Annotated in this window: 20 protein-coding genes, 2 tRNA genes and 2 rRNA genes; 16 read left to right on the top strand and 8 right to left on the bottom strand. The window is 51.5% G+C overall.

Annotated features, from left to right (window positions below; genetic code table 11):
- The 3 genes from FN037_RS07385 to FN037_RS07375 all read left to right on the top strand — a co-directional run.
- Nucleotides 1–1,588, top strand: a 23S ribosomal RNA gene (locus FN037_RS07385); the annotation flags it as partial.
- Nucleotides 1,589–1,783: 195 nt separating this feature from the next.
- Nucleotides 1,784–1,899, top strand: a 5S ribosomal RNA gene (gene rrf / locus FN037_RS07380).
- 56 nt (nt 1,900–1,955) lie between these two features.
- A tRNA-Asp gene (locus FN037_RS07375) sits at nt 1,956–2,032 on the top strand.
- Between the two features lie 182 nt (nt 2,033–2,214).
- Here FN037_RS07375 and yafC read toward each other — a convergent pair.
- Nucleotides 2,215–3,117 carry a DNA-binding transcriptional regulator YafC gene (gene yafC / locus FN037_RS07370; protein ID WP_142501846.1) on the bottom strand — a complete coding sequence of 301 codons (903 nt, stop codon included), beginning with the start codon at nt 3,115–3,117 and terminating at the stop codon, nt 2,215–2,217.
- A gap of 345 nt (nt 3,118–3,462) precedes the next feature.
- Between yafC and FN037_RS07365 the strand changes: the two genes are divergently transcribed.
- Nucleotides 3,463–4,260: an endonuclease/exonuclease/phosphatase family protein gene (locus FN037_RS07365; protein ID WP_138363030.1), complete on the top strand. Its 798-nt coding sequence runs from the start codon at nt 3,463–3,465 to the stop codon at nt 4,258–4,260.
- Nucleotides 4,261–4,343: 83 nt separating this feature from the next.
- Nucleotides 4,344–5,114: a class I SAM-dependent methyltransferase gene (locus FN037_RS07360; protein ID WP_138362996.1), complete on the top strand. Its 771-nt coding sequence runs from the start codon at nt 4,344–4,346 to the stop codon at nt 5,112–5,114.
- Nucleotides 5,115–5,169: 55 nt separating this feature from the next.
- On the opposite strand, the gene mltD is transcribed toward FN037_RS07360, so the two are convergent.
- Both mltD and gloB read right to left on the bottom strand, forming a co-directional pair.
- The gene (mltD, locus tag FN037_RS07355; protein WP_138362997.1) at nt 5,170–6,540 is read right to left on the bottom strand and encodes a murein transglycosylase D; all 1,371 of its coding nucleotides are present in this window, start codon (nt 6,538–6,540) and stop codon (nt 5,170–5,172) included.
- 71 nt (nt 6,541–6,611) lie between these two features.
- Nucleotides 6,612–7,367 (bottom strand): hydroxyacylglutathione hydrolase, encoded by a 756-nt coding sequence (gene gloB, locus FN037_RS07350; protein ID WP_138362998.1) that lies wholly within the window; start codon nt 7,365–7,367, stop codon nt 6,612–6,614.
- A gap of 33 nt (nt 7,368–7,400) precedes the next feature.
- Here gloB and FN037_RS07345 point away from each other — a divergent pair, with 33 nt between their 5' ends.
- Nucleotides 7,401–8,123: a class I SAM-dependent methyltransferase gene (locus tag FN037_RS07345; RefSeq protein WP_138362999.1), complete on the top strand. Its 723-nt coding sequence runs from the start codon at nt 7,401–7,403 to the stop codon at nt 8,121–8,123.
- On the opposite strand, the gene rnhA is transcribed toward FN037_RS07345, so the two are convergent.
- On the bottom strand, nt 8,120–8,593 hold the full coding sequence (rnhA, locus tag FN037_RS07340) for a ribonuclease HI (RefSeq protein WP_138363000.1): 474 nt from the start codon (nt 8,591–8,593) through the stop codon (nt 8,120–8,122). The two genes, FN037_RS07345 and rnhA, sit on opposite strands and share 4 nt — an antisense overlap.
- Nucleotides 8,594–8,658: 65 nt before the next feature.
- On the opposite strand from rnhA, the gene dnaQ reads away from it, so the two are divergent.
- Both dnaQ and FN037_RS07330 read left to right on the top strand, forming a co-directional pair.
- Complete coding sequence (gene dnaQ / locus FN037_RS07335; protein ID WP_206665984.1) at nt 8,659–9,390, top strand: DNA polymerase III subunit epsilon; 732 nt, start codon at nt 8,659–8,661, stop codon at nt 9,388–9,390.
- A 132-nt stretch (nt 9,391–9,522) separates the two neighbouring features.
- A tRNA-Asp gene (locus FN037_RS07330) sits at nt 9,523–9,599 on the top strand.
- Nucleotides 9,600–9,759: 160 nt separating this feature from the next.
- On the opposite strand, the gene FN037_RS07325 is transcribed toward FN037_RS07330, so the two are convergent.
- A complete protein-coding gene (locus FN037_RS07325; protein WP_241675665.1) occupies nt 9,760–10,290 on the bottom strand; it encodes a CBS domain-containing protein in 531 nt (176 codons plus the stop codon).
- Between FN037_RS07325 and FN037_RS24545 the strand changes: the two genes are divergently transcribed.
- Both FN037_RS24545 and FN037_RS24540 read left to right on the top strand, forming a co-directional pair.
- Nucleotides 10,277–10,570 carry a GntP family permease gene (locus tag FN037_RS24545; RefSeq protein WP_241675666.1) on the top strand — a complete coding sequence of 98 codons (294 nt, stop codon included), beginning with the start codon at nt 10,277–10,279 and terminating at the stop codon, nt 10,568–10,570. The two genes, FN037_RS07325 and FN037_RS24545, sit on opposite strands and share 14 nt — an antisense overlap.
- Nucleotides 10,567–10,818, top strand: a complete 252-nt coding sequence (locus FN037_RS24540) for a GntP family permease (RefSeq protein WP_241675669.1) — start codon at nt 10,567–10,569, stop codon at nt 10,816–10,818. The genes FN037_RS24545 and FN037_RS24540 overlap by 4 nt, the downstream gene beginning before the upstream one ends.
- Before the next feature lie 105 nt (nt 10,819–10,923).
- Here the strand turns inward: FN037_RS24540 and FN037_RS07315 are convergent, their stop codons facing one another.
- Together FN037_RS07315 and fadE are read right to left on the bottom strand one after the other, a co-directional pair.
- On the bottom strand, nt 10,924–11,694 hold the full coding sequence (locus FN037_RS07315; protein ID WP_142501845.1) for an amidohydrolase: 771 nt from the start codon (nt 11,692–11,694) through the stop codon (nt 10,924–10,926).
- Nucleotides 11,695–11,876: 182 nt separating this feature from the next.
- Nucleotides 11,877–14,321: an acyl-CoA dehydrogenase FadE gene (fadE, locus tag FN037_RS07310; protein ID WP_142501844.1), complete on the bottom strand. Its 2,445-nt coding sequence runs from the start codon at nt 14,319–14,321 to the stop codon at nt 11,877–11,879.
- Nucleotides 14,322–14,558: 237 nt separating this feature from the next.
- On the opposite strand from fadE, the gene lpcA reads away from it, so the two are divergent.
- Both lpcA and FN037_RS07300 read left to right on the top strand, forming a co-directional pair.
- On the top strand, nt 14,559–15,140 hold the full coding sequence (gene lpcA / locus FN037_RS07305; protein ID WP_138363005.1) for a D-sedoheptulose 7-phosphate isomerase: 582 nt from the start codon (nt 14,559–14,561) through the stop codon (nt 15,138–15,140).
- Nucleotides 15,141–15,353: 213 nt separating this feature from the next.
- A complete protein-coding gene (locus FN037_RS07300; protein WP_142501843.1) occupies nt 15,354–16,121 on the top strand; it encodes a class II glutamine amidotransferase in 768 nt (255 codons plus the stop codon).
- On the opposite strand, the gene dpaA is transcribed toward FN037_RS07300, so the two are convergent.
- Nucleotides 16,092–16,832 carry a peptidoglycan meso-diaminopimelic acid protein amidase gene (gene dpaA, locus FN037_RS07295; protein ID WP_138363007.1) on the bottom strand — a complete coding sequence of 247 codons (741 nt, stop codon included), beginning with the start codon at nt 16,830–16,832 and terminating at the stop codon, nt 16,092–16,094. The two genes, FN037_RS07300 and dpaA, sit on opposite strands and share 30 nt — an antisense overlap.
- 412 nt (nt 16,833–17,244) lie before the next feature.
- Between dpaA and FN037_RS07290 the strand changes: the two genes are divergently transcribed.
- From FN037_RS07290 to FN037_RS07275, 4 genes are read left to right on the top strand one after another with little or no spacing between them, the layout of a single operon-like run.
- Nucleotides 17,245–18,588: a Na(+)-translocating NADH-quinone reductase subunit A gene (locus FN037_RS07290; protein ID WP_142501842.1), complete on the top strand. Its 1,344-nt coding sequence runs from the start codon at nt 17,245–17,247 to the stop codon at nt 18,586–18,588.
- Between the two features lie 2 nt (nt 18,589–18,590).
- Nucleotides 18,591–19,829, top strand: coding sequence for an NADH:ubiquinone reductase (Na(+)-transporting) subunit B (locus FN037_RS07285; protein WP_142501841.1), 1,239 nt, complete (start codon nt 18,591–18,593; stop codon nt 19,827–19,829).
- Nucleotides 19,822–20,616: a Na(+)-translocating NADH-quinone reductase subunit C gene (locus FN037_RS07280; protein ID WP_142501840.1), complete on the top strand. Its 795-nt coding sequence runs from the start codon at nt 19,822–19,824 to the stop codon at nt 20,614–20,616. Before FN037_RS07285 ends, FN037_RS07280 begins: the two co-directional genes overlap by 8 nt.
- Nucleotides 20,609–21,247 carry an NADH:ubiquinone reductase (Na(+)-transporting) subunit D gene (locus FN037_RS07275; RefSeq protein ID WP_138363011.1) on the top strand — a complete coding sequence of 213 codons (639 nt, stop codon included), beginning with the start codon at nt 20,609–20,611 and terminating at the stop codon, nt 21,245–21,247. Before FN037_RS07280 ends, FN037_RS07275 begins: the two co-directional genes overlap by 8 nt.
- Nucleotides 21,248–21,252: the final 5 nt, after the last annotated feature.

Below are 21,252 nucleotides of genomic sequence, written 5' to 3'. Positions count from 1 at the left end.
CTGTCCAACGTTAATCGGGGCAGGGTGAGTCGACCCCTAAGGCGAGGCCGAAAGGCGTAGTCGATGGGAAACAGGTTAATATTCCTGTACTGTGTGTCACTGCGAAGGGGGGACGGAGAAGGCTATGTTGGCCGGGCGACGGTTGTCCCGGTTTAAGCGTGCAGGTGGACCAGGCAAATCCGGTACTTTAACACTGAGGCGTGATGACGAGGCACTACGGTGCTGAAGCAATAAATGCCCTGCTTCCAGGAAAAGCCTCTAAGCATCAGGTGACACGTAATCGTACCCCAAACCGACACAGGTGGTCAGGTAGAGAATACCAAGGCGCTTGAGAGAACCCGGGTGAAGGAACTAGGCAAAATGGTGCCGTAACTTCGGGAGAAGGCACGCTGATATGTAGGTGAAGTGATTTACTCATGGAGCTGAAATCAGTCGAAGATACCAGCTGGCTGCAACTGTTTATTAAAAACACAGCACTGTGCAAACACGAAAGTGGACGTATACGGTGTGACGCCTGCCCGGTGCCGGAAGGTTAATTGATGGGGTTATCCTCGCGGAGAAGCTCTTGATCGAAGCCCCGGTAAACGGCGGCCGTAACTATAACGGTCCTAAGGTAGCGAAATTCCTTGTCGGGTAAGTTCCGACCTGCACGAATGGCGTAATGATGGCCAGGCTGTCTCCACCCGGGACTCAGTGAAATTGAACTCGCTGTGAAGATGCAGTGTACCCGCGGCAAGACGGAAAGACCCCGTGAACCTTTACTATAGCTTGACACTGAACACTGGTCCTTGATGTGCAGGATAGGTGGGAGGCTTTGAAGTGCGGACGCCAGTCTGCGTGGAGCCATCCTTGAAATACCACCCTTTAATGGCTGGTGTTCTAACGTGGGCCCGTGATCCGGGTTGCGGACAGTGTCTGGTGGGTAGTTTGACTGGGGCGGTCTCCTCCTAAAGAGTAACGGAGGAGCACGAAGGTTGGCTAATCCTGGTCGGACATCAGGAGGTTAGTGCAATGGCATAAGCCAGCTTGACTGCGAGCGTGACGGCGCGAGCAGGTGCGAAAGCAGGTCATAGTGATCCGGTGGTTCTGAATGGAAGGGCCATCGCTCAACGGATAAAAGGTACTCCGGGGATAACAGGCTGATACCGCCCAAGAGTTCATATCGACGGCGGTGTTTGGCACCTCGATGTCGGCTCATCACATCCTGGGGCTGAAGTAGGTCCCAAGGGTATGGCTGTTCGCCATTTAAAGTGGTACGCGAGCTGGGTTTAGAACGTCGTGAGACAGTTCGGTCCCTATCTGCCGTGGGCGCTGGAGAACTGAGGGGGGCTGCTCCTAGTACGAGAGGACCGGAGTGGACGCATCACTGGTGTTCGGGTTGTCATGCCAATGGCACTGCCCGGTAGCTAAATGCGGAAGAGATAAGTGCTGAAAGCATCTAAGCACGAAACTTGCCCCGAGATGAGTTCTCCCTGACCCTTTAAGGGTCCTGAAGGAACGTTAAAGACGATGACGTTGATAGGCCGGGTGTGTAAGCGCAGCGATGCGTTGAGCTAACCGGTACTAATGAACCGTGAGGCTTAACCTTACAACGCCGAAGATGTTTTGGCGATTTGAGAGATTTTCAGCATTGATACCGGATTGTAGTACGCAATAGTTTGCGCAGCGGCAAGGCGGCAAGAGAAGTAAAGGAAGGAGCATACAAGAGTATGTGACTGACTTTACAAGCGCAGCCAACGCAGCGGATGCGATAAAGTATTGCGTACAGAGCATCAAGAATTTGCCTGGCGGCCGTAGCGCGGTGGTCCCACCTGACCCCATGCCGAACTCAGAAGTGAAACGCCGTAGCGCCGATGGTAGTGTGGGGTCTCCCCATGCGAGAGTAGGGAACTGCCAGGCATCAAATTAAGCAGTCACACCGGGGCATAAAACCGGTGGTTGCAGAAGTATTCGGTGGAGCGGTAGTTCAGTCGGTTAGAATACCTGCCTGTCACGCAGGGGGTCGCGGGTTCGAGTCCCGTCCGTTCCGCCACTTATTAAAAGCCCTGAACAAACGTTCAGGGCTTTTTTGCTTTTTGCATACCATTTAGCGATCATATTAACACCTGGATTTTGTCACTCGATGATAGCAACTTGAGTGCCGTGCTGGCGGGTAACGATTGCTTGATTAAACCGGAAACTCGCATCATGCGCTCCCTGTACGCTAAAACCCTTTTATAGCGCTTTAGGGAGTTGTTTCGCATGTTCACTGAGAAAATCGATAAATGCCCTTATTCGCGTGCTTACGGCTTTGTCGCTGTAGTAAACAGCATTAAACGGCATTTCAATCGGCAGTCGTTTGTCGGCCAGTAGCTCAACAAACCCACCTCCGGCAATTTCTTTATCTACCATATAATCGGACAGGCAGGCGATACCATTACCGGCCAAACACAACTGCTTGATTGTTTCTCCGCTATTCGACGATATCTCGCTTTTGATCTCCAGTAACTGACCATCGCAACAGGAGATCGGCCAGGTATTTAATGAAACAGGTTCACTAAAACCCAGACACTGGTGATTTTTTAGTTCAGCGACGCTTTGTGGTGTTCCGTAACGTGCAAGATAGTCCGGAGACGCGATAATTTTTCGGTAGCTATTAAACAATAGCCTGGCGCGCAGGCTGGAATCAGTCAGCGTACCGGCGCGAATGGCGACATCAACTTTTCGTTCAATCAAATTGATGAAGGTTTCGGATGAGACGAGCGTAAGGCTGATCTGCGGGTAGCGTTCACGGAAGGGCTTTATCAATGGCATCAGGAAATGCAATATCACTGGCGTAGCCGCATCAACGCGTAACAATCCTCCCGGTGTCGTCCGACTCTCCAGAAGCTCATTTTCGGCGGCGGTCATCTCCTGAAGTACAACCTGCATTCGTCGGAAATAGCGCTCTCCCTCTTCAGTCAGCCTTAGCTGGCGTGTAGTGCGGTTAAGCAAGCTTACGCCGAGTTTTGCTTCCAGCTTTTTCACCGCCCGACTGATTGCGGAATTGGCTTGTCCTAACTGTGCCGCTGCGCGGCTAAAGCTGCCATTCTCTACCACGGCGACAAAGATAGCGATTTCTTCTGAGGTAGCTCTCATTATTGCTCTTGTGGCAAAACGACACGGTTATTTTGACTAGTTTTGTTATTTAAACACCTCTTCATACCTGGTGTCACCTGAATCCTGACAATGTGGAGCACTATCCCTCGGTGGCGACTGTCCATACTTCCGCCCTGAATATAATTTGGCGAAAACGTTAGGGTGTTGTGTGTCGGGAAGGATGAAAGGTGTCGTTTAATAAGCCCTGGTCGGGAGCTATGCGCTTTTACGTGGAAGATTCAAGGTTTCTGGTGAATTGCATTGAAAGTGTATACAAAAATCCCTATAACAGAAGAACCAGTCGCAGTCAGGCTGGTTTCCTGTTATCGAGGTTTGATGCCTAAATTGCGAAAGAATACCTATGCCATGCGCTTTGTTGCCGGACAGCCAGCGGAGAGGATTTTACCTCCGGGGGCGTTTGCAGGCATGATGCCGGTTTTTCCTGCCGGAGAGCCGTTAAGTTCGGATGAAAAAATCCGCGTGCTGGTATGGAACATCTTCAAACAGCAGCGCGCTGAGTGGAAATCGGTGCTTAATAATTTTGGCAAAGATGCGCATCTGGTGCTGTTACAGGAAGCGCAAACCACGCCTGAATTAGTAAAATTCGCCACCTCCAATTATCTGGCCGCTGATCAGGTTCCGGCGCTGGTATTGCCTCAACACCCTTCTGGTGTGATGACGTTAGCCTCTGCGCACCCTGTGTATTGCTGCCCATTACGTGAACGGGAGCCGATACTTCGGCTGGCGAAATCGGCGTTAGTTACCGTTTATCCGTTGCCGGATTCTCGTCTGTTGATGGTAGTGAATATTCATGCGGTTAACTTCAGTATTGGTGTTGATGTTTACAGTAAGCAACTGTTGCCGATTGGCGACCAGATTGCCCATCACAGTGGGCCGGTGATTATGGCGGGCGATTTTAATGCCTGGAGCCGTCCGCGAATGAACGCCTTATATCGCTTTGCGCGTGAAATGTCGCTGCGTGAGGTCCGCTTCTCTGACGATCAGCGCCGCCGCACTTTTGGCCGTCCGCTCGATTTCGTGTTCTACCGGGGATTAAGCGTACACGATGCTTCCGTCCTGGTGACGCGTGCTTCCGATCACAACCCGCTACTCGTCGAATTTAGTCCCGGCAAGCCTGATTAATTAAGGTATGTCAGGCCTGCCACGGGGCAGGCCGGCGTAAGCCTGGTGCTGCCTTTATTACTCAAATAGCCGAAGGAAATGCAATGACAACACGCTCTCATCATGACAACGTCGAAAAACAGTTTGGTTCACAGGCCAGCGCTTATCTGACCAGCGCCGTACACGCATCCGGGCGCGATCTGCAACGCCTGGCCGAAAGGCTGGCTGACTTCCCGCAGGCACAGGTGCTGGATATGGGATGTGGCGCTGGACATGCCAGTTTTGCTGCGGCAGGGAAGGTTGCGCAGGTGACGGCGTATGATTTATCCAGACAGATGCTGGACGTTGTGGTTCAGGCCGCCGGGGATAAAGGTCTGGCTAATATTGTGACTCAGCAGGGGTATGCCGAGTCTTTGCCTTTTGCTGACAGCAGCTTTGATGTGGTGATTAGCCGCTATTCTGCACATCACTGGCATGATGTTGGACAGGCATTACGTGAAGTGAAGCGGGTACTGAAACCAGGCGGTGTGCTGATTATTATGGATGTTATGTCCCCCGGGCATCCGGTTCGCGATGTCTGGTTACAGACCGTCGAGGCGCTGCGCGATACTTCCCATGTCCGTAACTATTCCAGCGGTGAATGGCTGGCAATGGCGAACGAGGCGGGACTGGCGATTAATCATCTGCTGACCGACCGTTTGCCGCTGGCGTTCAGTTCATGGGTGGCACGGATGCGAACGCCTGCGGCGCTGGTGGAAGCCATTCGCTTATATCAGGAGAGCGCATCGGCGGAGGTTAAAGCTTACTTTGCGTTGCAGCAGGATGGTTCGTTTACCAGCGATACGATTATGTTTGAGGCTCACAAGGCTCTCTGAAGCAGAGAAAAACAAAAGGCACCGGGTGGGTGCCTTTTTTGTGTTTACTGAATCATCAGGATTCTGGGCTGTCGCTGTTTTTCACAAATAGCGTCAACTGATCGCCCGGCTTCAGGTTGTCAGTATCGCTATTCCAGCGCATCACATCACGGATGTTTACGCCGTGGCGCCGGGCAATACTCGACAGCGAATCACCTTTACGCACGCGATAGGTAATGCTGCCGTTGTTGTTGCTTGCCAGTCGCTCTGCACTGGTACCTGCGCCAATCACCAGATTCTGACCCACTCTGATGTTTGAACCGCGAATGCCATTCCATTGCTGCAGATCTTTCGTCGATACACCGAGGCGCGATGCGATACCGGAAATCGTGTCGCCAGAACGCACCCGGTAGCTACGGCTGATCAACGCGCTGTTATCCGCAAGCTGAGTCGGCTGCACAGCGGCAATATCGTCGGAGGCCAGAGACTCACGCAACTGTGCTGCATGTTTCTGCGGCACCAGCACGTATTTTGGCCCATTCGCGCCAAGTGTTGGCCCTTTGACGCCCGCATTGAAGCGCTTCAGCTTACTTACTGGCATTCCTGCCATATCGGCTAGCTGTGTAATCTCAACCGGCGTGTCGAGGCGCACGCGCGCCAGTGCACGACTTTCATCTGCCGTGGGCAGCTTCACACCATAACGCTTGCTGTTCTTGAGAATATCGCTCAGTGCCAGCATTTTCGGAACATATATTCTGGTTTCCCGTGGTAATGAGAGCGACCAGAAATCAGTGGGCTTGCCACGAGATTTGTTCGCTTTGATAGCCTTCATTACCCGGCCTTCGCCGCTGTTATAGGCTGCGATGGTTAACAACCAGTCTCCGTCGAACATTTTGTTCAGACGTTGCATCATGTTTAACGCTGCCGTTGTCGAGGCAACGACGTCACGACGGGCATCATAATTGTGAGTCTGTTTCAAACCATAATTGCGCCCGGTACTCGGAATGATCTGCCAGATGCCGGCAGCATTAGCGCCAGATGTCGCATATGGGTTAAAAGCGCTCTCCACTATGGGTAGTAATACCAGCTCCATAGGCATGTTACGTTTCTTAACTTGCCCGGCTATCCAGTACATATACGGCTCTGCCCGTAAAGTTACATCGTGGAGATAGCTCTTGTTTCTTAAGTATTTCTGTTTTTGTTCGCGAATCCGGGCATTTTCCGGAATTCCCATCTTTAGCTCGTCGCCTATGGCCGTCCACAGATCCTGGTCTTGCGCGTAGAAGGTTCCATCATCTAACCAGCGCGCATGACTTGTGAACTTGCCTGCATCCCCTTGACTCGCTGCAGAAAGGCTCTGTGCGCGCTGTTGTACCGTGCCATCATGTTTAGATGCCTGGCACCCCACCAGCAGGACAGAGGCGAGTAAAATCGCTCGTGCCTTCATGTGTGTGTCAATAGTTGCTTAAAAGACGAGCAAGGATAACGGTGAAGTCGACTGAAGACAAGAATTAAATATCAGAAGTCGTCTTTCTTTGACCTTAACCAGGCAAATCTTTTTGCAGAGTGTTGCAAATTTGTTTCTTTGGATATTTCTTGAATCAAATCATGATCATCTGTGCGTAAAAATAAATTTATACGGCGCTCGTTTTTCAGCGTTACGGGGAGCGTTTTTTGTTTTTTTGCGCGTAACTCCTTAACTTTGCGATAGTAATCATTTATATCTCTATCATGGGGCAGGATGCTTAATGCAAACTTCATATTTGCTAAAGTATACTCATGTGCGCAACATATTAGCGTTTCCTCAGGAAGCGCATTAATCTTCTTAAATGATTGATACATCTGCTCTGCTGTCCCTTCAAATAATCTGCCGCAGCCGCCGGAAAACAGGGTATCGCCACAAAATAGATAAGGTTTTGTGAAGAAGCAGATGTGTCCTAAAGTGTGACCTGGAGTGGCAAAAATTGAAAATTCGTGCCCCAAAACGGAAATGCTTTCTCCGTCAGCCACGACATGGGTCGTTCCCTTATTCTGGGTTTCCGCTGGCCCATAAACCGTGATCGCCGGGAACGCTTCACAGAGTTGTTTTACGCCGCCCACATGGTCGTGGTGGTGATGCGTTAAGAAAATAGCTTCCGGTTGCCAGTGATGTTGTTCGATTGCTGCCAGTACGGGAGCGGCTTCACCTGGGTCGACGATCAGACAGCGTCCGCTATCCTCACTAAGAACCCAGATGTAGTTGTCCTGCAATGCGGGAATACTGATAAGATTCATAAATTACCTCTTAAAGCGTAGCGGAAGGTTGCGATGAAGCCGGCAAGGATACCTCATACAGTTACAGCGCCTGAACATTGGTCCAGCATGCCGTGGGGCGAATATTATCGCGAATCGCTGGAACGGCAGATGAAACCGTGGCTGGCTAAATTATATGGCTTTCATTTACTTAAGATTGGCAATCTGAGCGCGGAAATCAATACTGAGTCTTGCGCTATTTCTCATCAGGTCAATGTCTCTTTACAGGGCAATCCGATGCAGGTAATGGCGGATCCTCTCCATCTCCCCTTTGCGGAGAAATCCGTTGATGCCTGCCTGCTGGCGCACACTTTACCATGGTGTAATGATCCGCATCGTCTGCTGAGAGAAGCTGACAGAGTGTTAATTGATGATGGTTGGATAATTTTAACCAGTTTTAACCCTGTGAGTCTGATGGGGTTGCGCAAGCTGGCACCTGTATTACGCAATAAGTGTCCGTATAACAGTCGCATGTTTACGCTAATGCGCCAGATGGACTGGCTGGCGTTACTTAATTTTGAGGTTTTACACTATGGTCGTCATCAGGTTCTGCCGTGGTCTCGTTATGGGGGAAAATTGCTTAGTACGCATCTCCCTGCGTTGGGATGTTTGCAATTGATTATCGCGCGTAAGCGCACGATCCCCTTGACGCTGAATCCCATGAAATCAAGCAAGGCGAAAAACCGGATACGCCAGGTGGTTGGCGCCACACGACAGTGGCGCAAGAGGCAGAATTAACCCTCTGTCTGTGTCTGATATCCGGTATCATCCTGAGTAGGGGCTGCTGCTGCTGCGCGCGCCAGTTCGTCGCAGCGCTCGTTTTCAGGGTGTCCGGCATGGCCTTTGACCCATTCCCATTTTATTTTGTGTTGCCCCAGGGCGGTATCCAGGCGTTGCCAGAGATCGACATTTTTGACTGGCTTTTTGTCCGCAGTTTTCCAGCCACGTTTTTTCCAGTTGTGGATCCATTGAGTGATCCCCTGTCTTACATACTGGCTGTCGGTGCTGAGAATGACTTCACACTGCTCTTTCAGCGCTTCCAGGGCGACGATGGCCGCCATCATCTCCATGCGGTTATTTGTTGTAAGGAAAAAACCTTCGCTGAAGGTTTTTTCCTTCCCCCGATAGCGTAAAATTGCACCGTAGCCGCCGGGGCCTGGATTTCCCAGGCAAGAACCATCGGTGAAAATTTCTACCTGTTTAAGCATCTCTGGTAGACTTCCTGTAATTGAAATCGATACGTAAAACGGTAAGTCTGACATAAATGACCGCTATGAGCACTGCAATTACTCGACAGATTGTTCTCGATACTGAAACCACCGGTATGAATCAGATTGGTGTGCACTATGAGGGGCACAAGATAATCGAGATCGGCGCAGTGGAGGTAATCAACCGTCGCCTGACCGGGAATAACTTCCATGTCTATTTAAAGCCGGATCGACTGGTGGATCCTGAAGCGTTTGGCGTCCACGGTATTGCGGACGAATTTCTTATGGATAAGCCCGTGTTTGCTGATGTTGTCGATGAATTCCTCGATTACATTCGCGGTGCGGAGCTGGTCATCCATAACGCATCGTTCGATATCGGCTTTATGGACTATGAGTTCGCTAAACTGAACCGCGGAATTCCGAAAACGGATACGTTTTGCAAAGTTACCGATAGCCTCGCCCTGGCGCGAAAAATGTTTCCCGGCAAGCGTAACAGTCTTGATGCGCTTTGCTCGCGATATGAAATAGATAACAGTAAACGAACGCTGCACGGCGCATTGCTCGATGCCCAGATCCTGGCCGATGTCTATCTGATGATGACCGGCGGTCAGACCACCATGGCTTTTTCAATGGAAGGAGAAGAGCAGCAGCAGGCCGGAGAAATGGGGATACAGCGTCTTGTTCGTGCTGCCAGTAAACTTCGCGTGATTTATGCCTCCGATGAAGAGCTGGTTAATCATGAATCACGGCTCGATTTGGTACAAAAGAAAGGCGGCAACTGCCTGTGGCGGGCCTGACGCGTTGTTAAATGTATTAAAAATAGTCTGGCGGGCGATTTTTGCAGCAAGCAATTATAAAATGAAGAAAAAGCGTTGACGCCGTAGAGGGGAATCCGTAATATTCGCCTCGTTCCCAAGGGGACAGTATGTGGAGCGGTAGTTCAGTCGGTTAGAATACCTGCCTGTCACGCAGGGGGTCGCGGGTTCGAGTCCCGTCCGTTCCGCCACATTTCATCAGAGTGTTTCAAACATTCTGATTTAAGAACCGCACAATTTATATTGTGCGGTTTTTTTCGTCCTGAATCGTTGTTCGGATTGCTGATTTCCCCTATCTCAAAGCCTGCTGTGATAATCGCAGGCAGCACCAACAGGACGAACGCGGCTTTGTTATAAAAAACCCTGATTCATCAGGTCTGAAATATTAAGCATCCCACATACTTTTCTTTCCCGGTCGACAACAGGTAAGGCGGTGACCGAAGAGGGGCGCTTTTGCTGCATTTTCCGCAAAGCGACTTCAACCAGTTCATTTTCAAATACCCATTCCGGGGAGTGAGTCATCACCTCGCTGATCGGATCGGTCAAATGTAAATTGTTATACATCACATAACGACGAATATCTCCGTCGGTGACGATGCCGATTAATTTCTGCTGTTTGTTGATGACAGAAGCCGCACCAGTTTTGCTGGATGTCATGGCGAATAAAACATCGAGAATAGTGGTCGTCGGCTGAACGGCACAGCAATCTTTCGCGGATTTCATCACGTCCCTGACGTAGGTCAACAGGCGTTTTCCCAGTGAGCCGCCCGGATGATAAAAGGCAAAATCCTCTTTGTTGAATTTTCGGATTTGCATCAGGATAACGGCGAGGGTAGCCTCGCCGTTTGATATGCCGATCGGCACTTTCATGCTCTGGAGCATGCTGGTGGCGATCCCGGTAACTCTCTGTGGTTTTCTGTATACCACATGGTTGGGCAAACGCATTTATATCGTGCCGATGGCTGATGACGAAGGCTTTTTAAGGGAGCGCTTGCTACCGGAAGCGATCGACATGCAGGAAGATGAGAAACTGCCAAGGGTAACGGTTTCATTCGCGCCATTGTTGGTGCCGATAGTGTTAATCCTGGCGGCTACTTTTTGTCGCGAAACCGGAATAGCGGAGAGCCAGGCAGGAGTGTGGCAGGGGGCGCAGTGGCAATGATCACCGCAGCCAGCATTACTGCGCCGATGATCGGTACACTTGGTGTCGATCCCGTGATCGCTGGTCTTGGATGTACAGTAGGATCATTTATGTTTTCTTACTTTAATGATGCTTACTTCTGGGTGGTAAACCGTTCACTTGGCGTAACTGAAGTGCAGGAGCAAATTCGGGTATGGAGCATCACTACCACCATTCTGTGGGCTGTCGGTTCTGTCACGTTATTGATTGTTAACGCTGTATTTTTCTGAGCACTGGCTATTTGCGATAGACAAAAAAACAAAGAGGGGGAAAGGCGTGGTTTTCCCTCTTTATCAGCCATCTCAAAGTGTTCCGCTCTCCCTTTGGCTATTGGGTTATTCCAGCCTGAAAGGATCGGCATCCTGCCAGGCCGGGAACTTTTCACGATACTCATTAAGCGCGGTTAACGATAGCTCCGCATCAAGACGGGTCGCCTGATGCGGTTCTGCGGTAGCAATAATTTCCCCTTGCGGGGTAATGATCCGACTATCGCCACGGTAATGATGGCCGTTGCCGTCGGTACCGACGCGATTGCAGCCCGCAACATAGGCCTGATTTTCGATTGCTCTGGCAAGCAGTAGCGATTGCCAGTGTATCGAGCGTGGGGCAGGCCAGTTAGCCACATAAAGTGCTAAATCGTAGTCATTACGGTTGCGCGACCACACGGGAAAGCGCAGGTCGTAACATACCAGCGGCAGGATTCTCCAGCCGCGCCATTCAAAAATCACCCGCTGGTTACCGGCCTCGTAATGATGATGTTCATCCGCCATGCGGAACAGATGCCGTTTATCATAGAAATGGGTTTTACCATCAGGTTCAACCAACAAAAATCGGTTAACAGCCCCGCGTTCTGTTTGCAGCGCCGCACTGCCGGCAATCAACGCATTAGCCTCCGTGGCTTTTGCTTCCATCCAGGCAACCACTTCCTCTTGCGATAACGAGCGCCCGGCCGCCTCCATGGCGAAACCAGTCGTGAACATTTCAGGTAAAACAATGACATCACGCCCGGTAATCCCCTCCAGTTGACGATCGAAATGGCGCAGATTGGCGGGACCATCCATCCATACCAGTGGTTGTTGTAAAAGAGTGATTTTCAGTCCGGGCACAGTGGTGAACTCCAGTATGATGAGATGAATAATAATGACTTTAACACCATATCAGCCGGTGGATAGCTCGCGGAATATTTTGCAAAAAAAATGATAAGTCTGGAAATGTATTATGGCCGTTCGCCAGCAAAAAAGAGGCGGGGAATGCCCGCCTCGGTCGTGATGTTGTTATGTTCTGCTTTCTAAGCGGCCTCAATTTCGCGTACTTTCTCTGCTGGCTTTACCGGACGTGTCGCCAGCGCATCTGACGCAAAATCGTCAACGTTAATACTGCGCAGACGACTTCTTTCGGCACGCAGCAGAATATCCGCTTCGTCCTGATTGATGAATCCTTTTGCCAGCGCGCTATGGGCCAGATCATCAAGACGAGTAAACGACAGATTTTTGCCTGACTCTTTGCAGATGCGCTGATGGATCGGCTCCGCTGCGATAACATCAAGCAACGCCTCTTCCAGCAGGCCGACTGGGTTATGCTCGCTCGGCGTCAGATACTGACCACGGCCGATACGCGAACGGGTCGCGCTCGGAACTTGCAGTATTTTCGCCACTTTGTGATCCAGCTTGTCTGATGGCGCCTGATAATGACGGCCTGTAGGGAAGATAGCCACGCGAAGCACACCGGCCACCAGCCGATTTGGGAAATTGACCAGCAGATCGTCAATCGCCTGCTCAGCCTGATACAGTGCATCCTGCACGCCCCAGTGAACCAGTGGCAAATCGGCTTCATTACGCCCTTCATCGTCATAACGTTTCAGGGTCGCAGAGGCCAGGTAGAGCTGGCTCAGCACATCGCCGAGACGGGCGGAAATTCGCTCTCGACGCTTCAGGCTACCGCCCAGTACAGCCATTGAGACATCTGACAACAGAGCCAGGTTGGCGCTCAGGCGATTCATATGCTGGTAGTAGCGACGGGTGACATCTCGGGTCGGCGAACTGCTGGTGAGACCGCGGGTCAGGCCCAGCCAGAAACTGCGCACTTTGTTACTGCCCACGTGGCCGATATGTTTAAACAGCAGCTTATCGAAAGCGTTAAGATCGTTATTCTGCGCAGCTGCCATTTCATCCAATACATAAGGATGACAACGGATGGCCCCCTGGCCGAAGATCATCATGCTGCGCGTAAGTATATTCGCCCCTTCTACGGTGATTGCTATCGGTGCGCCCTGGTAGGCGCGCGCCAGGAAATTACTGGTGCCGAGCATAATGCCTTTACCGCCGGTAATATCCATTGCGTCAATAATCGAACGCTGACCGCGGTGAGTGCAGTGATACTTCACAATCGCCGAAAGCACCGCCGGTTTTTCGCCAAGCATAATACCGCTGGTAATCAGCGAAGCCGCGGCATCCATCACGTAGGCGTTACCAGCGATTCTCGCCAGCGGTTCCTCAATCCCTTCCATTTTTCCGATAGAGATTTTGAACTGGCGGCGAATATGCGCGTAGGCGCCGGTAGCCATGGCGACGGATTTCAGGCCGCCCGTGGCGTTAGACGGCAAAGTGATGCCACGGCCCACGGATAAGCATTCCACCAGCATCCGCCACCCCTGGCCGGCCATCGACGGGCCGCCAATAATGTAGTCGATGGGAACGAAAATATCTTTCCCCTGGGTCGGCCCATTCTGGAACGGAACGTTCAGCGGGAAATGTCGGCGTCCGATTTCAACGCCCGGCGTGGTTGTCGGGATCAGGGCGCAGGTGATACCAGGCTCTTCTTCCTCCCCCAGCAGATGATCTGGATCGGAGAGTTTAAACGCCAGCCCCAGTACCGTGGCGATTGGCGCCAGCGTGATGTAGCGTTTGTTCCAGGTCAGGCGCATACCCAGCACCTGTTCGCCGTGCCATTCGCCCATGCAAACCACGCCGGTATCCGGAATGGCCCCTGCATCGGAGCCTGCTTCCGGACTGGTTAGCGCGAAACACGGAATTTCCTGACCGCTTGCCAGACGAGGCAAATAGTGATTCTTCTGTTCTTCAGTACCGTAATGTTGCAGCAGCTCTCCGGGGCCTAATGAATTAGGCACACCAACGGTAATCGCCAGAATCCCTGAGACGCCCGACAGTTTTTGCAGCACGCGAGCCTGGGCATAAGCGGAAAACGCCAGGCCGCCGTACTCTTTTTTTATGATCATCGCGAAGAAACGATGCTTTTTCAGATAAGCCCAAAGTTCCGGCGGCAGATCGGCCATTTCATGGGTAATGGCGAAATCATTCGCCATCCGGCAGGCTTCTTCTACAGGACCATCAATAAAGGCCTGTTCTTCGGCGGTCAGGCGCGGTTGCGGATAATTGTGCAACTTTTGCCAGTCGGGGTTACCACGAAACAGGTCGCCCTCCCACCATGTGGTTCCGGCATCGATGGCTTCTTTCTCTGTACGCGACATGGGTGGCATGACTTTGCGGAAAGCGCGGAAAGCCGGGGCTGAAATCATCGACTTGCGCATTGGTGCCAGGTTGAACGGCAACAGAATGATGGCCAGTGGGATCAACAGCCAGATATTCCATAACCCGGCGACGCTGAGTGCAGCGGTCCAGACAAGCAAAATTGTACTACTGAGCAGCAGAGTGATTCGGTGATAGAAGAGCGCGCCGAGTAAAACAACGGTTGCAACAATACTCAAAATCATCATAGAAAAGGCTCCCTGTCTTGTAGGAGGTCTGACCACTTGTAATGATATGGTTGTAGTGGATGTCATTTGATTTAGCAATGTGTTTACAAAATAATTACAACGGTGCTCACATTGTTGTATGTAAAAGCGGCACATAAAATCAAAGGGACAAGGGATCAGAGTGTCTGCTGCTTCTCGCTGCGACGGCTATCCGGTAAACTGCCTGGGTTATCCCACAAATACTGAAGGATTATCCTCATGTACCAGGATCTTATTCGTAACGAACTGAACGAAGCCGCCGAAACGCTGGCTAATTTTCTGCAGGATGAAGCTAATATTCATGCGATTCAGCGTGCAGCGGTGCTGCTGGCGGATAGCTTTAAGGCTGGCGGTAAAGTGCTTTCCTGCGGGAACGGCGGTTCGCACTGCGATGCGATGCATTTTGCGGAAGAACTGACCGGGCGCTATCGGGAAAATCGCCCGGGCTATCCGGCCATTGCGATTTCAGATGTAAGCCATCTCTCTTGTGTGAGCAATGATTTTGGTTATGAATATGTTTTCTCTCGCTATGTCGAATCGGTTGGCCGTATGGGCGACGTGTTACTGGGGATTTCCACTTCCGGTAACTCCGGTAACGTTATTAAAGCGATTGAAGCTGCCCGTGCTCAGGGGATGAAAGTAATTACTCTGACCGGTAAGGATGGCGGTAAAATGGCGGGAACTGCCGATGTTGAAATACGCGTACCGCATTTTGGCTACGCCGATCGCATTCAGGAAATCCATATTAAAGTGATTCATATCCTGATTATGCTAATCGAAAAAGAGATGGTTAAGGCGTAAAAGGCTATCTTGTTAGCCATTTTGTACGCCAGCGGGCCTCCCAAAGCGTTGCCGCATTTTGGGGGGCGCTTGCGGTGGCCCGGAGAAGGCGAGCGTAGCGAGTCAAATCCTCCGGTATATTAAGTTCGCCCGGTTTTTGCGCGCTGGTCGGTGTTCAGACTGACTGCACCAATAACGCCTTTTCTGTTTCAGTTGTGTTGTATGAGGTGATGTATGTGCGAATTGCTCGGGATGAGCGCGAATGTGCCAACAGATATTTGCTTTAGTTTTACTGGACTGGTTCAGCGTGGTGGCGGAACCGGACCGCATAAAGATGGCTGGGGCATTACCTTCTATGAAGGTAAAGGTTGTCGCACATTTAAAGATCCGCAGCCTAGCTTTCAGTCGCCGATTGCGAAGCTGGTGCAGGAGTATCCTATCAAGTCTTGCTCGGTCATCGCCCATATTCGCCAGGCTAACCGCGGTGTCGTTGCGCTTGAAAATACCCATCCCTTTACCCGCGAACTGTGGGGGCGCAACTGGACTTATGCGCATAACGGTCAACTGACAGGCTATGAGTTCCTGGAGACGGGAAATCTGCATCCGATTGGTGAGACTGACAGCGAAAAAGCCTTTTGCTGGTTGTTGCACAGCATAACCGAGCGTTATCCAAAAATGCCGGATGATAGGGTTGAGGTTTTCAGGTTTATTGCCACCCTGGCGGGCGAGCTGCGTGAGAAAGGCGTATTTAATATGCTGCTATCCGATGGCCGCTACATTATGGCGTTTTGCTCAACTAATTTGTACTGGATTACGCGACGGGCACCATTCGGCGTAGCGACATTGCTGGATCAGGATGTAGAAATTGACTTTCAACGCGAGACCACGCCGAATGATGTGGTCTCCGTTATCGCTACTCAGCCGCTCACCGGCAATGAAACCTGGCATAAAATTATGCCGGGCGAATGGGCGTTATTTCGCCTCGGAGAGCGTGTAGTTTGAGGCAAGTTGCGGCTGAACAACGTCGTGGCTGAGCGGTTTGCTCACCACGTAGCGGCCATTGACGACGGAAACCACAGGCGGCTTATGCGTCTGCTGGAAGTAGTCATACCCGGGTTTCAGCTGTTTCCAGAAATCAGCAAAATAGGAGTACTTGTGACGCGCCATGTTGGCATCGGTCATGCGGAAAGGATATATGCTCACCTGAACGCTGGGCTGGCCGAAGACTAACGCGCCGGTGACGAACTGGAAAATCTCATCAATGCTGGCATCCGTCATGGCATAACAGCCGACGGATACGCAAGCTCCGTGGATCATCAGGTATTTACCTTCATAACCATGTGCGCGGTCGTAAGCGTTTGGGAAGCCGATATTGATAGCTTTATAGAAACGGCTGTCAGGTTTTAGCTGGCTGCGGGTAACGGTATAGAACCCTTCGGGGCTCTTAAAATCGCCCTGACGCTGTTTGGGACCAAGACCGCCGGAGTAGTTACAGATTCGGTAGCTATCAAGAAGCTGCCAGGTTTCGCCCATTTTGACGTAAAGATCGAGCGTGCGCTCTTCTTTAAAGATCTCAATGTAGACCGGTGAGCCCATTAATTGCTGCTTATATTCTTTGCTCATCGGCGTTGTCGAGCTATTACTGCTGAGTAGCCCTGCGAATGACACGCATGGCAACAGGAGCATCGCAATAAAAAATGCGATTTTGCGCATACTACTTGTTCCTTGATAAAACAAACAACCACATTGCCAGGACGGCAAAAGAGACCCGAAATCAGAGTTTTCTGGAGTTAGAACGCTCACATTAGCATCACGGCAGTTTTTCGCAAGCACGATATGCTACGTTTACATTTTAGTTTTTCGTTACAGCCCATTTCACGGTAAAACGCAGCCTGAACTTTGCGTAATAGCTCGCATTTTAGAATGACTTAATGGCAGTTTGTCTACAGGCTTCGCTCATAAAATGTTACACTTGACCCGCTAAACCATCAGGGTAAGAAGGGATGCTTCTCTCCCGTCATATGAATCACCTGGACTATGGTGTTCTTTTTTCTCTTATTTTCCATCACTGATGTTGGCTCTGGCACGATGTCGGAGTTTAGGTTACGGGATACCTGCTAACGATATGATTAAAATCACGAAAGGGCTGAATTTGCCCATAGCTGGCATGCCATCACAGCAAATTTTTTCGAAGAGCGCTGCCAGACATGTTGCTCTGTTAGGGGAAGAGTATGTCGGCATGCGTCCCTCTATGGCTGTGCAAGAGGGCGATCGGGTCCAGAAAGGGCAACTCCTGTTTGAAGATAAAAAGGCACCTGGGGTGCGCTTTACTGCCCCCGCCAGCGGTATCGTCAGCGCTATACATCGCGGCGAGCGGCGGGTTCTGCAATCGGTGGTTATCGAAGTAAATGGCGATGATGCCGTCCATTTCCCCCGTTTTGACTTAGCCGAACTTGCTGGATTAACCCGTGAGAGCGTGCAGAGACAACTGCTGGAGTCCGGACAGTGGACGGCGTTCCGTACCCGTCCTTTCAGTAAAACCCCCGTACCGGGCAGCGTGCCGGCGGCTATTTTCGTTAACGCGATGGATACGAACCCACTGGCGGCCGAACCTCAGCCAATCATATTGCTGCAGCGTGAGGCTTTTGATGCCGGTCTGACTCTGCTGACGCGGCTGACTGACGGTAAAGTCCATGTGTGTCAGGCCAGCGGCGGCAAGCTTGGCGGGCATCCCAGCGGGCAAGTGGCATTCAACCAGTTTGCCGGGCCGCATCCGGCCGGACTGGTGGGGACGCATATCCATTTTATCGAGCCTGTCAGCCTGAAAAAACAGGTCTGGCATCTCAACTATCAGGATGTTATCGCCATTGGGAAATTATTCCTCGAAGGGGAGTTGTACAGCGAACGCATCATCGCTCTCGGCGGCCCACAGGTCAAAGAACCTCGTCTGGTGCGAACCTGCTTAGGCGCCAGCCTTGATGAACTACTGGTAGATGAATTGCTGAATGATGAAAACCGCGTCATTTCCGGTTCAGTCCTTAGCGGAACTCACGCGTGTGGGCCTCATGCTTTTCTTGGGCGCTTTCATTTACAGGTCAGCGTGGTGAAAGAGGGGCGTGAGAAGGAGCTGTTCGGCTGGGTGATGCCGGGGAAAGATAAATTCTCCATCACCCGCACCACCTTTGGCCATTTCCTCAGGCATAAACTGTTCAACTTCTCGACCAATACTCACGGTGGAGAGCGCGCGATGGTGCCAATTGGCAACTATGAGCGCGTGATGCCGCTGGATATCCTGCCAACAATGTTGCTGCGTGATTTGCTGGCAGGCGATACCGATAGCGCTCAAGCGCTGGGTTGTCTGGAGCTGGATGAAGAAGACCTGGCGCTTTGCACCTATGTCTGCCCCGGCAAGTATGAATATGGCCCGGTATTGCGCAGTGTGTTAACCCGAATTGAGCAGGAAGGATAAGGATGGGCTTAAAGAAACTGTTCGAAAAACTTGAGCCGCACTTTATGCCGGGTGGCAAGCTGGAGAAATACTACCCGCTGTTCGAAGCGACGGCGACGTTGTTTTACACTCCGGGGCAGGTGACGCGCGGTGCGGCGCATGTCAGAGATGCCATCGATTTGAAGCGGATGATGATTCTGGTCTGGTTCGCGGTGTTCCCGGCGATGTTCTGGGGAATGTATAACGTTGGCCAGCAGACCATTCCGGCGCTGTATAAGCTATATGGCGCCGAACAACTACCGCAGGTTATCGCCGGGAACTGGCACTACAGCATTGCGCAGTGGCTGGGGGTTAGCTTCACCGCTGATGCCGGTTGGCTCAGTATGATGGCGCTGGGAGCGATATTCTTCCTGCCTATCTACATCACCGTGTTTGTTGTCGGCGGATTCTGGGAAGTTCTCTTCGCTATCGTGCGTAAACACGAAGTCAATGAAGGCTTTTTTGTTACCTCAATTCTGTTTGCGCTGATTGTTCCGCCATCGTTGCCGCTCTGGCAGGCCGCACTTGGAATTTCATTTGGGGTTGTCATTGCAAAGGAAATCTTTGGGGGAACCGGACGTAATTTCCTTAACCCTGCTCTTGCGGGACGTGCGTTTTTGTTCTTCGCTTATCCGGCACAGATTTCCGGCGATCTGGTGTGGACCGCTGCTGATGGCTTTTCCGGCGCGACACCGCTATCTCAGTGGGCGAGTGGCGGTGGTGAATCGCTGGTTAACGCTGCTACCGGTCAGCCGGTGAGCTGGATGGACGCCTTTCTGGGGAATATACCGGGCTCGATTGGCGAAGTTTCGACGCTGATGATTCTGATTGGCGGTGCAATCATTATCTTTGGTCGCGTGGCTTCCTGGCGCATTGTCGCCGGGGTCCTGATCGGTATGCTTGCTACCGCGACGCTGTTTAATTTCATTGGTTCTGATACCAATCCGCTGTTTGCTATGCCGTGGTACTGGCATCTGGTGCTCGGCGGTTTTGCTTTCGGCATGATGTTTATGGCGACAGATCCGGTATCGGCGTCGTTTACGGATAAAGGTAAATGGAGCTATGGCCTGCTGATTGGCGTGATGTGCGTACTGATTCGGGTGGTCAATCCGGCTTATCCGGAAGGGATGATGCTGGCGATCCTTTTCGCCAACCTCTTTGCGCCGCTATTCGATTACCTGGTGGTGCGGGCCAATATTAAGCGGAGGAAGTTGCGTGGCTGAGCATAAAAGTAACGATAGCATCGGCAAAACGCTGCTGGTGGTGCTGGTGCTTTGCCTGGTCTGCTCCATCGTGGTTGCCGGTTCTGCCGTGGGGTTGAAATCGCGCCAGCAAGAACAGCGCGCTCTGGATAAACAGCGAAATATTCTGTCGGTTGCTGGTCTGATGACGCCGGGGATGGATGCAGATAACATTGCTGACGTCTTTAACGCCCGAATTTCTCCGCGATTAGTCGATTTATCCACCGGTGAATTGCTGGATAAAGATCCGGGCAAGTTCAATCAGTCCCTGGCGCTGAAAGATCCACAGCAGAGCATCCAACTGGCGGCCAGCCAGGATCCTGCCGGCATCAAACGCCGCAGTAATATTGTCGAAATTTATCTGGTGCGCGATGAAAAGCAGCGGATCCAGGAAATAGTGCTGCCGATTTACGGTAACGGTCTGTGGTCGGTAATGTATGCCTTCGTGGCACTGGAAACAGATGGACGTACGCTCAAAGGGGTTACCTGGTACGATCATGGCGAAACACCAGGTTTGGGGGGAGAAATAGAAAACCCGAACTGGCGTCAGCAGTTTGTTGGTAAGCAGGTACTCAATGATAAAGGTATGCCTGCGCTGAGAATCGTAAAAGGCGGGGCGCGCCCTGGCGATATACACGCGGTTGATGGGTTGTCAGGCGCAACACTCACCTCGAATGGTGTACAGCATAGTTTTGATTTCTGGATGGGGGAACTGGGCTTTGGGCCATTCCTGCATAAAGTGCGCGAGGGGGAGCTGAATAATGGCTGATTTGGTCGATACGAAAGAAATGAAGCGTGTGCTGGTGGGGCCGCTTCTCGCGAATAACCCTATCACGCTGCAGGTTCTTGGCGTTTGTTCTGCGCTGGCGGTGACCACCAAACTGGAAACTGCTTTCGTTATGACTGTCGCGGTGACGCTGGTTACGGCATTTTCCAGCATGTTTATCTCGATGATCCGTCATCACATACCGAATAGTGTGCGCATTATTGTGCAGATGGCGATTATCGCCTCGCTGGTCATTGTGGTTGACCAGTTGCTGCGCGCTTTTGCTTATGAGATCTCCAAACAACTGTCTGTATTTGTCGGGCTTATTATCACTAACTGTATTGTGATGGGGCGAGCGGAAGCCTATGCCATGAAGTCACCGCCGTTAGCGAGCTTTCTGGACGGTATTGGCAATGGCCTGGGGTATGGCGCGATTCTGATGATTGTCGGTTTCCTGCGTGAACTTATTGGTACTGGCAAGCTGTTTGGAATAACGGTTATGGAGACGGTGCAGAACGGCGGCTGGTATCAGCCAAATGGCCTGTTTCTTTTGGCGCCGAGCGCGTTCTTCATTATCGGTTTGTTGATCTGGGCCGTGCGCAGCTGGAAGCCTGAGCAGCAGGAAAAGGAGTAACCGAT

The sequence above is a fragment of the Klebsiella sp. 2680 genome (genome assembly GCF_900198535.1).
GTDB lineage: Bacteria > Pseudomonadota > Gammaproteobacteria > Enterobacterales > Enterobacteriaceae > Klebsiella > Klebsiella indica.
Note: the sequence above shows the minus strand (reverse complement) of the source record. Positions and strands in the feature narration are given on the sequence as shown.

What these genes read in the sequence shown, in the direction of transcription:
- yafC (WP_142501846.1), bottom strand. Translation starts at nt 3,117, where the DNA reads ATGAGAGCTACCTCAGAAGAAATCGCTATCTTTGTCGCCGTGGTAGAG.
- dpaA (WP_138363007.1), bottom strand. Translation starts at nt 16,832, where the DNA reads ATGCGCAAAATCGCATTTTTTATTGCGATGCTCCTGTTGCCATGCGTG.
- FN037_RS07275 (WP_138363011.1), top strand. Translation starts at nt 20,609, where the DNA reads ATGGCTGATTTGGTCGATACGAAAGAAATGAAGCGTGTGCTGGTGGGG.
- rnhA (WP_138363000.1), bottom strand. Translation starts at nt 8,593, where the DNA reads ATGCTTAAACAGGTAGAAATTTTCACCGATGGTTCTTGCCTGGGAAAT.
- gloB (WP_138362998.1), bottom strand. Translation starts at nt 7,367, where the DNA reads ATGAATCTTATCAGTATTCCCGCATTGCAGGACAACTACATCTGGGTT.
- lpcA (WP_138363005.1), top strand. Translation starts at nt 14,559, where the DNA reads ATGTACCAGGATCTTATTCGTAACGAACTGAACGAAGCCGCCGAAACG.
- FN037_RS07300 (WP_142501843.1), top strand. Translation starts at nt 15,354, where the DNA reads ATGTGCGAATTGCTCGGGATGAGCGCGAATGTGCCAACAGATATTTGC.
- fadE (WP_142501844.1), bottom strand. Translation starts at nt 14,321, where the DNA reads ATGATGATTTTGAGTATTGTTGCAACCGTTGTTTTACTCGGCGCGCTC.
- FN037_RS07360 (WP_138362996.1), top strand. Translation starts at nt 4,344, where the DNA reads ATGACAACACGCTCTCATCATGACAACGTCGAAAAACAGTTTGGTTCA.
- FN037_RS24545 (WP_241675666.1), top strand. Translation starts at nt 10,277, where the DNA reads ATGCTCTGGAGCATGCTGGTGGCGATCCCGGTAACTCTCTGTGGTTTT.
- dnaQ (WP_206665984.1), top strand. Translation starts at nt 8,659, where the DNA reads ATGAGCACTGCAATTACTCGACAGATTGTTCTCGATACTGAAACCACC.
- FN037_RS07290 (WP_142501842.1), top strand. Translation starts at nt 17,245, where the DNA reads ATGATTAAAATCACGAAAGGGCTGAATTTGCCCATAGCTGGCATGCCA.
- mltD (WP_138362997.1), bottom strand. Translation starts at nt 6,540, where the DNA reads ATGAAGGCACGAGCGATTTTACTCGCCTCTGTCCTGCTGGTGGGGTGC.
- FN037_RS07285 (WP_142501841.1), top strand. Translation starts at nt 18,591, where the DNA reads ATGGGCTTAAAGAAACTGTTCGAAAAACTTGAGCCGCACTTTATGCCG.
- FN037_RS07345 (WP_138362999.1), top strand. Translation starts at nt 7,401, where the DNA reads ATGAAGCCGGCAAGGATACCTCATACAGTTACAGCGCCTGAACATTGG.
- FN037_RS07325 (WP_241675665.1), bottom strand. Translation starts at nt 10,290, where the DNA reads ATGCTCCAGAGCATGAAAGTGCCGATCGGCATATCAAACGGCGAGGCT.
- FN037_RS24540 (WP_241675669.1), top strand. Translation starts at nt 10,567, where the DNA reads ATGATCACCGCAGCCAGCATTACTGCGCCGATGATCGGTACACTTGGT.